Origin of the sequence: Mycobacterium uberis (genome assembly GCF_003408705.1) — a bacterium.
Taxonomy (GTDB): Bacteria; Actinomycetota; Actinomycetes; order Mycobacteriales; family Mycobacteriaceae; genus Mycobacterium; species Mycobacterium uberis.
Genome location: NZ_QAYL01000002.1, coordinates 260,678 through 275,768, shown reverse-complemented (window position 1 = coordinate 275,768; position 15,091 = coordinate 260,678). Strand labels below are relative to the sequence as shown.

15 protein-coding genes and 2 pseudogenes are annotated in these 15,091 nt (G+C 54.2%); 12 read left to right on the top strand and 5 right to left on the bottom strand.

Annotation, left to right across the window (positions count from 1 at the left end; all coding sequences use genetic code 11):
* The first annotated feature begins 9 nt into the window (after positions 1 to 9).
* The 8 genes and pseudogenes from MUBE_RS03415 (at position 10) to MUBE_RS03390 (ending at position 6,754) form a co-directional block, all read left to right on the top strand.
* The gene (locus MUBE_RS03415; RefSeq protein ID WP_424399026.1) at positions 10 to 837 is read left to right on the top strand and encodes an ABC transporter permease; all 828 of its coding nucleotides are present in this window, start codon (positions 10 to 12) and stop codon (positions 835 to 837) included.
* Positions 838 to 855: 18 nt separating this feature from the next.
* The gene (locus MUBE_RS03410; RefSeq protein WP_116539473.1) at positions 856 to 2,115 is read left to right on the top strand and encodes a phthiocerol/phthiodiolone dimycocerosyl transferase; all 1,260 of its coding nucleotides are present in this window, start codon (positions 856 to 858) and stop codon (positions 2,113 to 2,115) included.
* Between the two features lie 1,523 nt (positions 2,116 to 3,638).
* Positions 3,639 to 4,916: pseudogene (locus MUBE_RS03405) on the top strand (wax ester/triacylglycerol synthase domain-containing protein).
* Between the two features lie 134 nt (positions 4,917 to 5,050).
* Positions 5,051 to 5,173 carry a hypothetical protein gene (locus tag MUBE_RS19810; protein ID WP_424399022.1) on the top strand — a complete coding sequence of 41 codons (123 nt, stop codon included), beginning with the start codon at positions 5,051 to 5,053 and terminating at the stop codon, positions 5,171 to 5,173.
* 12 nt (positions 5,174 to 5,185) lie between these two features.
* Positions 5,186 to 5,350: a hypothetical protein gene (locus MUBE_RS19805; RefSeq protein WP_424399021.1), complete on the top strand. Its 165-nt coding sequence runs from the start codon at positions 5,186 to 5,188 to the stop codon at positions 5,348 to 5,350.
* 557 nt (positions 5,351 to 5,907) lie between these two features.
* Positions 5,908 to 6,153, top strand: coding sequence for a cytochrome P450 family protein (locus MUBE_RS15035; RefSeq protein WP_133297038.1), 246 nt, complete (start codon positions 5,908 to 5,910; stop codon positions 6,151 to 6,153).
* Positions 6,154 to 6,160: 7 nt separating this feature from the next.
* Positions 6,161 to 6,430 (top strand): cytochrome P450 family protein, encoded by a 270-nt coding sequence (locus MUBE_RS03395; RefSeq protein WP_133297037.1) that lies wholly within the window; start codon positions 6,161 to 6,163, stop codon positions 6,428 to 6,430.
* 39 nt (positions 6,431 to 6,469) lie between these two features.
* Positions 6,470 to 6,754 carry a hypothetical protein gene (locus MUBE_RS03390; protein WP_116539471.1) on the top strand — a complete coding sequence of 95 codons (285 nt, stop codon included), beginning with the start codon at positions 6,470 to 6,472 and terminating at the stop codon, positions 6,752 to 6,754.
* Positions 6,755 to 7,875: 1,121 nt separating this feature from the next.
* Here the strand turns inward: MUBE_RS03390 and MUBE_RS03380 are convergent.
* Positions 7,876 to 8,878, bottom strand: a pseudogene (locus MUBE_RS03380) (ATP-dependent DNA ligase).
* Between the two features lie 546 nt (positions 8,879 to 9,424).
* On the opposite strand from MUBE_RS03380, the gene MUBE_RS16975 reads away from it, so the two are divergent.
* From MUBE_RS16975 to MUBE_RS16965, 3 genes are all read left to right on the top strand, one after another.
* On the top strand, positions 9,425 to 9,802 hold the full coding sequence (locus tag MUBE_RS16975; protein WP_243632787.1) for a hypothetical protein: 378 nt from the start codon (positions 9,425 to 9,427) through the stop codon (positions 9,800 to 9,802).
* Positions 9,803 to 9,894: 92 nt separating this feature from the next.
* Positions 9,895 to 10,092 carry a hypothetical protein gene (locus MUBE_RS16970; RefSeq protein ID WP_243632786.1) on the top strand — a complete coding sequence of 66 codons (198 nt, stop codon included), beginning with the start codon at positions 9,895 to 9,897 and terminating at the stop codon, positions 10,090 to 10,092.
* 290 nt (positions 10,093 to 10,382) lie between these two features.
* The gene (locus tag MUBE_RS16965; RefSeq protein WP_243632785.1) at positions 10,383 to 10,526 is read left to right on the top strand and encodes a hypothetical protein; all 144 of its coding nucleotides are present in this window, start codon (positions 10,383 to 10,385) and stop codon (positions 10,524 to 10,526) included.
* Positions 10,527 to 11,157: 631 nt separating this feature from the next.
* On the opposite strand, the gene MUBE_RS18820 is transcribed toward MUBE_RS16965, so the two are convergent.
* From MUBE_RS18820 to MUBE_RS19800, 4 genes are all read right to left on the bottom strand, one after another.
* Positions 11,158 to 11,286, bottom strand: a complete 129-nt coding sequence (locus tag MUBE_RS18820; protein WP_279386656.1) for a hypothetical protein — start codon at positions 11,284 to 11,286, stop codon at positions 11,158 to 11,160.
* Between the two features lie 386 nt (positions 11,287 to 11,672).
* Complete coding sequence (locus tag MUBE_RS03365) at positions 11,673 to 11,861, bottom strand: hypothetical protein (protein ID WP_133297036.1); 189 nt, start codon at positions 11,859 to 11,861, stop codon at positions 11,673 to 11,675.
* A 334-nt stretch (positions 11,862 to 12,195) separates the two neighbouring features.
* Positions 12,196 to 12,417: a hypothetical protein gene (locus MUBE_RS03360; protein WP_133297035.1), complete on the bottom strand. Its 222-nt coding sequence runs from the start codon at positions 12,415 to 12,417 to the stop codon at positions 12,196 to 12,198.
* Between the two features lie 1,122 nt (positions 12,418 to 13,539).
* Positions 13,540 to 13,770, bottom strand: a complete 231-nt coding sequence (locus tag MUBE_RS19800) for a cutinase family protein (RefSeq protein ID WP_207801636.1) — start codon at positions 13,768 to 13,770, stop codon at positions 13,540 to 13,542.
* 1,059 nt (positions 13,771 to 14,829) lie between these two features.
* Here MUBE_RS19800 and MUBE_RS19795 point away from each other — a divergent pair.
* The gene (locus tag MUBE_RS19795; RefSeq protein WP_424399025.1) at positions 14,830 to 14,943 is read left to right on the top strand and encodes a serine hydrolase; all 114 of its coding nucleotides are present in this window, start codon (positions 14,830 to 14,832) and stop codon (positions 14,941 to 14,943) included.
* The last annotated feature ends 148 nt before the right edge of the window (positions 14,944 to 15,091 follow it).

Genomic DNA, 15,091 nt, shown 5'->3' with positions numbered 1-15,091 from the left:
CCTGTGACAATTTCTGTGATAGATCAGCAAGTCGGGTTTGCACCCGTTCGCTCGCAGTACCCGGATAATTTTGTTCGACTACTCGTTTTGCATACTCTGTTGCTGACTAGGCGGATCCTCATTCGGTGGGCACGTGACTATCTCACCGTCGTTGAAGCGGTCGTCTTACCGATTCTGTTTTTACTGACGTTGAACATTGTGCTTGGTAACCTGGCTTACGTCGTAACTCACGAGAGTGGTCTGTATAGCTTCGTGCCGCTAATCTCACTCGGCGCCGCGATCACTGGATCGATGTTCGTCGCAATCGACCTGACGCGCGAGCGCTACAGTGGAGTGCTTTCCCGGTTGTGGGTTCTGCCAGTGCATCGGGCATCGGGTTTGCTTTCTCGAATCCTCGCAGATGCGATTCGCATTCTACTCTCCACCTTGGTAATGCTGGGTGTGGGGGTAATGTTGGGTTTCAGGTTTCGGCAGGGTGTCATTGCGAGTTTGGTGTGGATTAGTGTTCCAGTGATATTGGGAATCGCGTTTGCCGTTATCGTTACCACCGTGGCGTTCTATGCTACGCAAACATTCCTGGTTGAGGCGGTTGAGTTGACCCAGGCAATCACGATATTTTTCTCTACGGGTTTAGTGCCGCTGGACGCGTATCCTGGCTGGATTCAGCCAGTTGTCGCGCATCAGCCAGTGAGCTACGCCATCGCGGCGATGCGTGGATTATCGACGGGTGGTCCGGTGTTAGCTCCGATGATCGGCATGCTGCTATGGACTACGTGTATCTGTTTCGCATGCGTGGTACCCATGGTAAGCGGCTATCGACGGGCCAGCACGCATTGATCAGTTGGGAGTCCTAAGGTGTTTCCTGGATCCGTGATTCGAAAGCTGTCACACAGCGAGGAAGTCTTCGCACAGTATGAAGTTTTCACTTCCATGACAATCCAGCTGCGCGGTGTTGTTGATGTCGATGCGCTGTCGGAGGCCGTCGACGCTCTCGTGGAAACCCACCCAATCTTGGCCAGTCATCTTGAGCCAAGCTCTGATGGCGGTTGGAATCTTGTTGCAGACGATCTGATGCATTCTGGGATCTGTGTTGTCGACGGAACCAAAGGGGCGGCTGCGGGCATTGGCGAAATACAGCTCGACCAGAGTGTGTCCCTATTGAATATGCGGCTCACTCTCCGCGAGGGAGGGGGCGACCTAGTACTTTACATCCATCACAGCATGGCCGATGGTCACCATGGGGCCGTTCTTGTCGATGAGCTGTTCTCCCGTTACACCGACGTGGTGACTACCGGTGATCCCGGACCGATAATCCCGCAGCCCACGCCGCTGTCTATGGAAGCCGTGCTGCAACAACGCGGTGTCAAAAAGTACAGCCTGTCGGGAGCTGAACGTTTCCTGTCGGTTATGTATGCTTATGAGATCCCTACCACCGAGAGGCCGGTTGTCCTCGCGAAGCCTGGTTTACCCCAAGCTGTTCCGGTGACGAGGCTTTGGCTTACCAAGCAAGAGACATCGGACCTCGCGGCATTCGGCCGAGAGCATCGGCTCAGTATCAATGCTGTGGTAGCGGCGGCCATTCTGATGACCGAATGGAAACTTCGTGAAACTCCGCACGTCCCGATTCCGTATGTCTACCCCGTTGACTTGCGATATGTTCTTGCCCCTCCGGTGGCCCCGACCGAAAGCACCAACTTACTCGGCGCGGCGGGATATCTCGCTGAGATCGGACCGGACACCGACATCGTTGATCTAGCAACTGATATCGGTGCTACACTTCGGGCTGATTTGGCCAACGGTGTGGTTCAGCAGTCGGGGCTCCATTTCGGTACGGCATTTGAAGGAACTCCGCCTGGGCTTCCACCGCTTGTCTTCTGTACTGACGCCACTGCCTTCCCAACGATGCGTACACCGCCGAGTCTTGCTATCGACGACATTCAGGGCCGATTCTATTGTTCGATCAGTGTCCCCCTCGATCTGTATTCCTGTGGTGTATATGAAGGGCAACTGATCATCGAGCATCACGGACACATCGAGGAGCCGGGGAAGGCGCTCGAGGCGATACATTCCTTGTTGTGCACTGTTCCCTCGGAATACGGCTGGATCATGGAGTGACACGAAAGATCAAACATCATTATTCAATTCGTCAGGATGTCGACTGCAATCTGAGCCCTGTCCGGTTTCGACAACACTGCGGATTGTGTGTCGGACACTTGAGCCAGGCGCGAAATCGGTCTATTGCTTTACTCATTTGTCGTGGTGTCGGCGCGGCGTAGCCAACGCAGTCTGCAATCCTCGCCGAAAAACGCCGATCTGTCTTGCATAGTCCGAACGCCAATTAGGCTGTTGTGGCTAGTTTAGTCTACTTGTTCCTATGAGGTTGTCGTTGGCAGAATGCATCTCACTCAGGCCGAGGCGGTCGGCGATAGTGCGGATCGCGTATTTTCTGATTCCTACAGTGGCCCAGACGGCGACCTTGATCTTTGAGTGCCTAAGTTACATACATATCGTGTTGCGGTGCAGTCGTCGATTGCTGCGCTCACTGATGAAAATCGAAACCTACTGCTGTAAAGGCTAATTGGGAAAACAGCTACACTATGTAGGTCCTTGATAGTAAGGATGCGACCGAAGTGTCTCGTCTTAAGTTGCAGCAAGAGCACTACGCTGAACGCAACCGCGTGTTATTTTGACCAGAACGGTGTGCAGTGTGCACCATCGCGGGTAGATGATTACAGTCGTTTGTGTGGTTTTGCCCTGTCGCAAACGTTGCGTACCGATAGTTATGTGTTGCAGTTAGCTTTAGCACCGCAGTCGGTATGCATAGTGCAAAGACAATCGGATCGCTGTGGTGCGTTAACGATCGCGGCTGTTGCGGGACGTTGTTCGGGTTGTTTGAGGAAGAATTCTGATGTCTTATCCTTATTCTCCATCCGTTTTGTGGTGGCGTTACCCAGCAGGTCTCGGGGCAACTGTCAGATACCTGCAGGGTATTGGTGTGCAACTGGCTGCCAGCAACGCCGAAACGGCCTACGCAACGAACCGGTATTGTGCTAGCTGCGGCCGGTGAGATACCGTCGCTCAACGTGGTGCACTTTATTGCGTTAAGGTGAGCTCTATCAGAGCTATTATTGCTCAGGACGCAGAGACTACGTGGATAGTTTACCGAAATCCTTGCCACCAGATCCGGATTTCTATACCGACACTCAGGTCACCAACGCCGCGGCAGCCGTGGCTTTAGAGGCCGCTATGGAGTATAACGTCTCGTAACTTCCACTAGATGATAACGTCTAGCAGATAGAGCTTCGGCTTGTGTACTATGACGACACCCTTCCCCGACTCGCCATCTGGGCATTTGGAGGCCGTGGTTTGGGAGTTGAGACTGACAAACGACATTCCTGCGTTATCCGTTCGTGATTCCCGGAAGGTGGTCCGCCGAGCCGATAGCGAATAGTTGCTTGGTTCGTAGAAAGTGTTGATTAGCAGTGGTTTTTGCAGGTTAATTACGCAGGATCTGCTGAACCCTTGCTCGGATCCTTGTGCTGACGTTGGGGACTCAGAGCCGACAGGAGCATCCATGGGAGAAAATAATTTTCGTGGTAGACTACCCGGTATTCCAGTTTCACTGGTCTAATAAATGAATGGAAACGATGAGCCTCACCGACTCAATGTTTCTTTTTGCCGAATCGCGCGAGTGTCCCATGCACATGGGTAAATGAGCCGCCAGGAGGAGTCGGTCTAGGGTTCGTCCGGGATTCCTACGACACTCTGATTGTTAAACAGCAATTTCAGCCCATCTTCCGGAAATGTCCGGCAATGATCATGGGCGGGTTTATCCGGGTGTAGTGTGGGTCTTTGGCGACCTGCTCGAGCCAACCTCCATGCTGCATACCAGCTTGCTGGATCGGCATCGCCCGTTGCGGGAGTTAGATGTGGTGGAAGGGCTGCGTGATGGCCGGTTCGCCATGTGTACTAAAGCTGACCACGTCCTGATCGACGGTGTTTCGACGATGAAGCTCATGTAGCGCACATTGTCTGTTAACCTGGATCACCTCCAGGTACAGGCCATGTGGAGCCTAGCGCGGCGAGCGCGCCCGCAATCTAATGGCACGTTTTCGTTGGGACCACTGGTAAAGATGACGGAATTTGTGGCAGGACTTGCTAAAGCTAGCGCGCACCGTGCTGTTCGAGCAGCAGTTGACCTTGCCGTTCACGGTGCCGCACACGATGTTCAACGTCAAGATCGGTGGAGCCCGTCGATGCGCTGCCTAGTCCTGGTCGTTGGACCGCGTCAAGAAGGTCAAGGAAGCTGCTGGAGTGACTGTCAACGATGTTGTCTTGACCATGTGTGCCGGTGCACTGCGCTACTACCTGATCGAGCAGAATGCCTTGCCGGATAGACCCGTTGATCGCGATAGTGCCGGGTGAGCTTGTGTTTGAAAGCAGGTGCTGACAGTGGTGGCAACCAAATCGGCAGCATTCTTTGTAACCTCGGCACCAACGTCGAGAATCTTGCAATCCACCTTGAGATCATCAGTGCATTGATGCGTTGCAACAAGAAAGTTCTCGTCGACTTGCCGCGACTCCAGGTACTCGCATTGTCAGTGTTGGACATGGAATCGCTGACGCTGGCAGGCGTTCCGGATTTCGTATCGTCGATATCGCCCACGTACGACATCATGATCTCGAATACGCCAAGGTTAGTATAGCAGATGTACTGTGGCAGCGCACGGCAAGACGGCAGTTATCCGCTGTCTAACATCCCGGATAACCAAGCCCTGAACATTACCCTGGTGAACAACGCGGACCGTCTTGATTTCGGTCTGGTTGGATGTCGCCGCAGTATACCGCACCTGCAACAGTTGCTTGCGCACTTAAAGTCATCGCTCAATGGTCTTGAACGCGCCGTCGATACCTGAAAAACAGTATTTTTTATGCCTAAATTCAACAAGAGGATCCGATTGTATCGGACCCGGGGCAGTGGTTGTTGAAGTCTTGATCACGTATCCTGGCAGTCCGTTTTGGACCTGTAAGAACGACGGGGTCAGGTCGATTGCAAAAAGCGGGTAACGCCGACGGTGATGATCCCTGGGTGGTCAAGCAGCACGTATTCCTCGAGAAGATCGGACTGCCGGTGTCGGCCGGGACACGAATCGGCTTTGGTGCACAAAAATAGCCCAGCGGCAAGATGGTTAACGCTTTCGATGCGCGCGGGGATCTCGACATCACCGACGCGTGCAACAACACCTCCGCACTGGAGTGGCCGAAAGGCTCGGGTATATTACATGAGTTTCCAGAGGTTGACCGGGTCAGCTGGTTTTCGGTTGCGCAGGTGCTCACTAAAGCTGTTTAAGGCACAGCACGTATTTTTTGATCGATTGATGATGCATTTGGAGTTAGCGGGATTAAGTGAAAGAATGTAATTCTCGCGGTAGGTTCGCGGACAGGCAGACAGCGCGAGCTCTGGACGAGCGTTTCCACGGAATAGACATAATCTCTTTATTGCCCAAGCTATTGTGAACCGCTCGGTTGTTGTCGTGCTGCGCGTTATGCCAGGCTTGGTGCAGAACTTGCCGACTTGTTACTCACTATCGCGGGATCGTCAGCATTCAACGACAGCGACCCTATCACCGGGCTGATGACCGCCGTTAAGACAACCATGGCAGAAGCTCCGCACCCGGCACACGTACGAAGCAGCGTCGTTGCGCACCTGGTGGGTTTCTGGCGCCTGAGCCGACCGGCTTGTGTGTCATCGCGTGCAGCGGCGTCGGGAACAATGCGACCATGGCGACAGTCACGCCCGACCCGCAGGCCGAGTCGCACGCTTTGTTGCAACTGCTGGACCTGGGCAACCGGGCTGATCCCTACACCCTGTTCCTGTTCGCATAGCTTTGTGACTGCAGGCCGGTTGTGCTCCCTGAGGCCAACTGCGTAGTCTTCTCAACATGTCGGGACTGCGACGACGTTCTGCGGCCCCCGTCGTCTAGTAATGACCGACTCAAGTCGACGATCATCCCGCGACTGCTGCACAGCTGTGCGGTGTCGCGGTCGCCAGCCTTCCTGTTCTTCGATCCGCCGGGTCGTACTCTGCTGCGCCGGTTGGTGAACAAGGCATGCGCGTCGAAAGTGGTGAACGCGTTGCAACCCAATATCTAAGGTGTTCATGGACAGATTACTAGACAGTATTGTCGCAAAAGGCGGGTTCTATATGATCGATGACTTCGCCTATCCGCTGCCCGTGCCGATCATTTGTCGGTTGCTTGGTTTCCCTCTCGACGACGAGCCCGAGTCCAGTCGTGCATCTACACTGGTATTTCAGCAACTGGGTCCGTTCACTGGGTTCACCGGGAAGCCATTTAACTCCATGGAGAAGCGTTTGCAAGCTGGTCGTTGGCTGCGTGAAAATTTCCGCGGTCTGATTGAGCGCCACTAATCGCAACCCTGCTACGCTCTGCTGTCGCTTCTGATCACGGTGGAGGAGTGCAGTGATCAGTTGGCCGAGGAGGAGATTGTCACCGCCTGCGATCTCATTCTGATCGTGAGACGCAAGACCACGGTGCACCTGATCTCGGGTGTCATTTTGGCGATATTGCATCGTCCCTGGCCAGTGTGCCGCATTTGGGTGCTAACGCGGAATCTCGCACTAGTGGTCATCGAGGAAACCCTACGTTACGATTTGCCTGTGCAACTGGACGGCGAGCCGCAGTACAAGCCGAACATCACGCTATGCGAGTTGTCGGCACTAGCCCTGACCTAAACTCCGTGACACTCGTTGTGCTCATGCTTAATTGGGCTGCACACTGCCATAGCGATGCTCGGTCTGGCGACTCCATTTGGGGTCATCAACAAGGGGGCTTCTGTCCACAACCTAGGGTTTCGACGTCGCCATTGCCGGCAGCCCGCGACTAATAATCGGGATTATGTTCGATGACGTGTTCACGGTTGGCGCAGTGTTGACGTTCGCTCCTGAACTCGATATTTTGGTCGAATTCAAGCTGTAGGTTACTGTGATGCACAGGTGGCACGTAGCTGAGATTATCCGCGACAGTGCTAAAGTCCGCTCGATGTCAAGGTGTTGGGTCGATCCAGCAAAGGCTAAGATTCGAAAAAGCTAATCGCTATGATTTCTAACGTTTTCCTGCCTGCCAGGTACATATTTAATCTGATCACTGGCAAAGGATTCGGGACTGGATCGTCCTGTGGCGGACCGTCGTCTTCCTCCGTCGCTTGAATCATCGGTCAGGATGCCCAAGTTTCGATACATGGGATTCAGTGCACCGCCGATAGCCACGCCGATGATTTCCAGATCCTGCCTGAAGGCCTTAAGTGCGATTACTTAAACAATGATCAAGTTTATGAGCTTGCCGCCGTGCTGCTCGAGGCCGATAACAAGTTGGACAGGCGGGTGTGCTGAACAGCTTGGCAAAAGCTTGTCAATTAGCACTGAAAAGGACGACAGTGGCTGATTTAATGCCTATTCACTCCGGTGAAAGCCCCGCTGGGAGGTTCTCACACCATTGCGCATCACCGCATACCATTTCGTCAGGGGAGAGTGACCTTCCAGAGTCGTATTTGAACGATATCTTACATGGTAAGCGTTCATCACCGTCGACGCCGGCTTGCAGCTGTTGCAGGAACTGGGTGTCAGCGACATGTTCTGGATTAACCTGTAGGCGCGCTACGACGCCGACTTTGTTCACAGCGAGAAGAATGAAGTGTTGGTACATATCCACAACTTGGTGGCTTGCGACTAGTTGGCCCCAATACCGAACATATGCGCAATGCCGCCAATCTTATCGAATGCATTCAGCCACTGCGCTTTTAATGATCTTAGGCGATTCCTGGCACGATACCACCGAGTCTAAAGGTGAGCGGTTGTTAGAGGTGATCGTAGGTGCATAACCGGAGATTGCAGTCGAGGTGCTAACTGCTGAACTGGGCGGTATGATGAATCGCCGACTTTCCGTGTGATCGTAGCAGGCCTCGACCACACGGAAGGTCGGGTATAAGGGGCACACATGAGAGATCCTTGTCGACTGTGCCAGCGGGATGTTTCGTTCCTGCGCAGTGTGAGTTGGTCGGCTTCGTGTGCGGGCCAGTTCCCTGGATGGCCATCAAAACCGATGAACGGCTACCACCGCTCGGCTATCGAGAAAACACCAATCAGCCCGACCGATGCAAGTTAGCTGCCATCCTGGTAAGAGCCGAGCAACAGCAAGTTGATCACATTGGCGCCGGACTGGTGTACTCGGTCGTTGGCGATCGCACAGTCATCAGTTAGTTCGTGTTTGATTTTGAACATGACGCTTTTGTCCGGTTGATAAGTGATCGTCAGCGGTTTGGTGACAAGGCCTTCCAAGCCAGCCCTTTCGAACTGCGTGAACCATCGCTGTACCGTCATCGGATCGTTGGTTGCCGGCGTTACATGGATAAATGCTGTCGAACTGGTGTCCGAAACAGCTAATGCATTAATGATAGTAGTGTGCCGCTAGCTGAATGGTTGCCCGGCATAGGCGTCATCGCCAAGATCGAGTAAGTCGAACGCGATATTAAGGAGCCTGGTTCTGTTCGGCGAGCATCCGTACTTGCTACGCTGCCGGGTGGATGCGTTGTTAGAGTAACTTGAAGTCCAAGTCGTGGTCAGTGGCGATAACAATTTCACCATCGATAACGCAGCGTTTGGGCAAATCTTCGGTGACCGCCGCGACCCGCTCGGGGCAGTAACAGGTCATAAGCCGCTCGTTGCGACTGCCCAGCTCAATTTCATTGTCGTCGCGAAAGCATATGGACCTCAATCCATCCCATGATGCATCCACTGGGATATCGACCGAATCGATTTGGCCAGTATTGGCGATGCTGATGGCATTACGGGCACGTCGATTAGTTCATTCTGATCGTTAATTTGCCTCCTACCCAGTACTGACTGATCCTCGTCGAGGTGATGCGGTGTCATGAGGGCGAATCAGCGTTGCTTACAGCATGTCCGGGCAAAGCGTCTCGCCTTGGCCAGGTTGAATGGTTCAGCGAAGGTCATGCCCTATGACGGTGGCATGGGTGTGCGGGGCGTTCGGCACCGAGGTCAGCGCAAAGGCCGAGTTCTGTAGCAACTACGGGGCGCCAATCCAACCAGAATTCTGCGCCAGCTGAGTACAAGCAGGTGGTGGTGTTGTTCGCCGACTTGGTGGGTGTGATGGATATCGCGGCGGTGGTGAGTGCGGAGCGGTGACAGATCTGGCTGACTGTGCAAGCATGCTCATGTAGCGTTATCGTGTTACGGCAGGCAAGTTTACCGGTGATGATGTGTTGACGATGGTATTGGATCGGTCGATGAATTGACGCGGATGTGTGGCGTCAGTAGCAGGTCCAGCTGGCATCGGCAAGAACCGACTTGTCGGTGAAGCCGTGTAGCTAATGAAAAGCTTTAGAGTTGAAGTTTTTCTATATTTATGTTGATCTGCACATCACCGATGTCTCGTTCCATGTGGTGAGGTGTCTGCTGTACCCCGTGGTGCGGCTCAGTAATTTGGATGACGAACACGCGAAGACACGTGTGCGGACCTGGAGTCTGGAAGCGGATCGGGAGTATCTGTTGATATTTGATGATCTATGGGGCACTGCCGATTCTGCTGTGGAGCTGCCCGAGATTGACCCGGACTCGAGACGGTGGCGGTTGACCGCGATGATCAACACCGCCCAGTTGAACCTCACAGCACCGACCACCTTCGTTGTCGAGGACATGTACTGGATCGGCGAGGTGAACGAATCCATGCTCACCGACTTTCTGACGGTGCCCCAGACCCACTAACCTATCGCCTCGAATACTGTGGTGTGCTGAGAAATTTTCCGGGATTTCAAACTATTGTTCTTGTCCAACATAGTGATTCGGATAATGTCTCGTTGGTTCGCGAGCTGTTAGATCCCGGTCCGTCGGTGGGAAAGATTGGCGCGGTTATTGTCGGCTATGCCGCGGATAACCCGTTTTTTATCGAGGAGATTACCCATGATCTAGCTGAACTCGCCATGCTGGTAGAGGATCGTGACAGCTACGCCTGCTGCACTGATATCGGCGAAATCGGTTTGCTGGTAACATTGTAAGTGGCCATTGGCCGGCTGGATCCGGAAACTAAGCTCACACTTGCTGTTGCTGCAGCGGTTATAGTGCTGCATTTCAATTGTGATTTGCTGGCCAGTCTGGGAGTCGAACCTTCTATCGAGGAGCTGATTATTGCTGAGTTGATCGACCAAGTACGGTTCACGGTGAGCACACAATACGCTTTTCGGCATCAGATTATCCAAACAGTATTCTAAGAGCCATAATTGAAGTCTGTTCATGCCCAGATGCATCGGGGATAGTCGCTGCGATCAAGGCCAGTGAGATGTAGTCGTTGGACCAGAATGCGGTGCTGATTGCCGAATCTCTGGAGGCCGCCGGCGATGGACATGCCACCTATGGTTGGTACATGTGGGCCGCAGCGTTGACGACTCACCACTATATCATGGCAGCGCAAATTAGTTGGGATCGTGGCTGAACAATCGCCGACACACTACTCGCTGAGGATACCAACCAGGCAGTCGTTCACATCGCACCACGCACCATGTTGTGCACGATCGCTTGGAGAGTCCACGCTCATGCGGCTGGCGCTTGTTTTAATGAATTGCGACAGTTGTGTTTGTGTACTGCGGGCGGAGACAAGGGGTCACTAGCCATCGCCATGGTGTAGTTGGTAATTGATTATGCGCATGAAGGTCGGATGCATGAGGCATTGCAGTTAGTCTTCGAAGCTATGACTCTGGTCGAGTCGGGGGCGATCCGACTTTGACGGTAGAGGTGTTGTGTTATTCATGGTGATTCGTGCCAAGCTTGCGAGCGCCGAACCGGGTAAGGTGCTGTGGTGGTTACAACGGATAGGTTGACCTAGCCGGTAGCGATCCGGAAAAGGAAATTTCATTGTGGAGCTCGCTGTTAGCGTTTTCCTATGCGTAGCGGGCCATTGTCCGTTACTTGCTGGGTCATCTCGGGTAGCGCGACAGCATGCGACGTAGCCTGGATATGGTTCGCAGCGTGGAACTTGTGTTGTGTGCCATGGTTCGTCACCTAATATCTACCTCACGGGGATTATGTTTGGTGTGCTGGCTGCTGATGATCGGGTGATGCGTAGTCTAGGTAAGCGTATCGCTCATCGTCATGGCGAGGGGCGAGTTTTGTTCGGTTCGAACCGACTCCCAGCGCGGTGCACCGATCAACAATCCGCGCTCATCGACCACATCCACCGCGGCCCAGTTCCGCAACCACGCCGTTCGTGTTGAGCACCTGTAGGCTGGCCGTTCTGCATCGCTTAGAGCGCATCAGACTCATCTCCCGCGTGGAACAGAGTATGTGTCAGCCTTAAGTTCCACTTGCTCGCCGTGGTCTCGCAGCTGGGCCAGGATGACCGAATTCAGCTCGGAAGACACTGACGGAGCGTCCGGCACGTAGGCGTGGTGGGAAGCTGGCCGCGTCGGGTCCGCCAGTATGGAGATCATCGCTTCTGGTCGCGGGGGTTCGACTGAACGGTGTGGGCTGATACTCAGCCACTTCCGCGGGATCCTGACGGACGTGACCTAGCGACACGACCTCGACGGCGACCGCAACAAAACAGATTGCGGCCATCGCTCACCCACGATGCAGTGCTTCGTCAGTCAAGCCGTGGACCGGTGTGCCGATCATAAGCGCCAGTAGCGTAACGACGATAACGGCGCCGACCGCGCTGGATGGTTCCGACTACGGCCGAAGCGGCGGCATAGTTGCCGTCTGCGGCTAGCACGGCCAGGGAAGCGCTGTTCAGCAGTGGGAACGTGGCGCCCGTTCCGATTTCTTGCAACACCTGGCCGAACAACCGTTAGCTGAAGAAGTCGGGATCGGACCCGACACCAGCATCCTGACAGCCGGTAATAGCACCCCTACAGTGATGATTAGGCGATACCTATGCCGGTTGGTGACGCGGTCCAGCGTCCCCGCACAACCACTGCCACGATGAACGCGGCGATGCTGGCCCGCAGCAGCGAGTATCTTCATGGTACAGCACATGCGTCAGCAGGTAGACGTAGAAAACGACGCAACCGATAGCGGTGAGTATGTTGCAGCCCAAGAACGGGCGCACACGCAATAACGCGGGATCAATCAGTGGTGTTGAGTGGTATCGCGAACTTATCATCAAATCAGATGATTGTCAGCACCGCTGTCACTACAACCTCGATTGTCGGTATGCTGAACCAATTCCAGTTTTGCTCCTTGATCAGTCTCAGGGCTGGCACGAGCTGCGCGATAGCCAGCAGCGCTGCGCCACGCAAATCAGGCCCCAGCGCCGTCCCTGCGGCCCGGCTCTCTACCAGTACATGCCGAGCTCCCAGCACAGTCACAATTCCCGGCGGGAGGTTCACCGGGAATACCTATAGCCAGTTCAACACCTTTACTACGGCACCGTAGACCGCTGAGCTGAGGGTCCGCGCTGACTGCACCCCACAAACTTACACCGTGCGCGCGCAGCTTGGCGTCGGAGCCTCGTACGATGAGCCCGAGCTGTCCTGGTACCAGAATTCGCTGCACTAAAATACTCTGCAGCACTCGAAACGCAATCAGCTGCTCCGGTGATGCCGATGGCGGCGAATAGGCCAGAGGTGACCGTGAACAGCACCATGCTGGAGACGACCAAATCGCCAGTGCTCCAGCAGGCAAACGAGCTTGCCCGCGGCCACCAAGAACGCAGCGAAGACAATGTCGTAGACGTTGAGCACCCATAACAGGTTGCTGATGCCGCTATGGAAATAACGCTGAATGTCGGGAAACGTGACGTTGACAATGGTGGAGTTAAGAAACGCGAGGAAAGCGCTAAAGGCTGGTCACCAGCAGCACCATCGTCGAGGAGGCCTGGCGACATCGACGAAGCGGAGCGCCTGTGTGGTGTTGTGGCCTGTCGCGTCTGCCTGGTTACGGGTCAACAACGAGCGCCTGAATTAGGAGGAGGTGCAGCGTAAGTGCGCGCGGTTTGTAGCGTACGGACGCATTCCGGGGATTTTAGGTAATTTTTATCCAGCCAAGTGGTGGTGAAGGTGAAAACTGTTGGCCGAATTGATGTATGTGGTAGCAGCATCATTGGTTCATAAAGTGCCATGAGAGTCACTGCGCCGAAATCGGCCAATATTAAAGTCATCCCGCCTTTATCGACTTGTGAGCGGCCAAAGATAGCCACCGCTCCTTCGGCCTGGCACCATGGAATACGTGACCATCACAATTACGGTGACAACGCTGGCGCTCCTGGGGATCGGCATCGTGAGCAATCAGCTTCTTCGGCTCAGGAACTGGCTGAAGAATTTGCCCCTTCGCGAACCATTTGATGAGGAGTACACGCGACCTCCTGGGCCGACAACATAACGTTTTAGCTGCCCCGAAGTCGAGGTGGTTGACCAACCCGCCATCCAATCTCCCTACCCGCAGCAGCGTGAATTGCATTGTTTTGAAACGGAATTGCAAGTTACGGGTGATTTGTGGCGTAGGCTATAATCTTAGCTCATCATTCCGTTTATGGAATCGAGTGCGTGCGTGACGGTACTGCCGCCATCACCGCAAATCGCATCGCCCGAAGTGCACAACTCGAGGGGCTTCGGCTTATACAGTTGAGTCGATGACAATCGGCGGCGCTCCGTATTGCCGTAGAGGACATGATCCGACGGTGTGCCGAAAAGCGTTACCGTGGCGACATGGCTTGCTATCTCCGGCGGCGTCGGTGGGGTCACTGCGGCGGCAGGTACTCCCGGCTAGGATAGCAGCCGAGGTTACATACTCAGCCACGGCTGCGCCTTGAGAATATTCGCCCAGCACTTCCCTGGTCTTGGAACAGTTCTCTGCCTTGGATTCGATATGAGAGATTTCGTCACGAATTCCGTCAATAATCATGATTGGGAGATAACTGTTGCCGAAGTCGCTACTGGTGATTGACTGAGTAGACGATGATTGATCTAGACTTAACTTGGCCGCGTAGAGTGTCTACCCTAGGCTTTTTACGCTGCTAATGCCAGACTGTTCGCCAATGCCACGGAGCTAACACCACATCGACGTTGGGATAAGGAGATTGACAGCCACTACTGGTACAGAAACGCCCAGCAAGACCCGCCTGGCCACGACCACCGCAATCCGAGGTAGCCATTTGTGACCGATCATGTTGATGACGTCCACAGTTATCCAAATATCCAAACTGCGTCACTTCATGACCCTTATCCTAAATTTCAATGTGCTATTGCGATATGGATAGCCGCAAGACCTTTTTTTGTAGCATATAAGCACCTTCGTCCAATTTTTTTGACCTGGAACGACTGGTCTTTGATTGTTCTAGTTTGTCTCGGTTAGGTACCCAACGGTGGTAAACGTCAAACTAAATTCAAGTGCGCATAGTAGTTACTAATAACGTCATTCTCGTGATGGCGTACTGTCGGAGACATGCCATTACCGTGGTGGCTCGGTTGAGGGAGCGAGGCCACGTAACGCAATGACACCGACAACTCTTCTAGTCGTCGGCGATGGTTTGCTGCGCGGTGTGTTTGGTGCCACATATTTGCATTTCGCAAACGTCATTAAGCTGTTCACGCAACTATTTCCGAGGTGACGGCTTGGTAGGGGCCCTCAAGTGTTTACATCGCAGGACGTCCCATCGTCGACGTCTAAACGGGGTGGTCGGACCGAGTCGGCAGAGAGCTGTGGGACCGCCGACACTGACGCGATGGCTTTTTCGTCGGCCAAAGGCGTCGCGTCGACGGTGATTCTATTGGCTGGCCGACCGCGGGTTGCTGCTCTACGACGTGCCGGTTTGCGACTACTGTCCGGAGTTCGCGGCTCACGGGAAGGCCGACATCACGGTTCGTGATGTGCTGCGGTATCGATCGAAGTTGTCGTACCTGAGGGTACGTTACTAAGACGGGGTTGATGGACCATCTCCGTATGGAGCAGCGTCTGGACGTTGTGGCCGGTCGATAAATTTACAGGGAGTGCTAGTCTGCCCTCTGTTGATCTAATGGATAGCTGCTGTTTGACTTAGTCCGAGCGGTGACCGGCAAAGGCAGG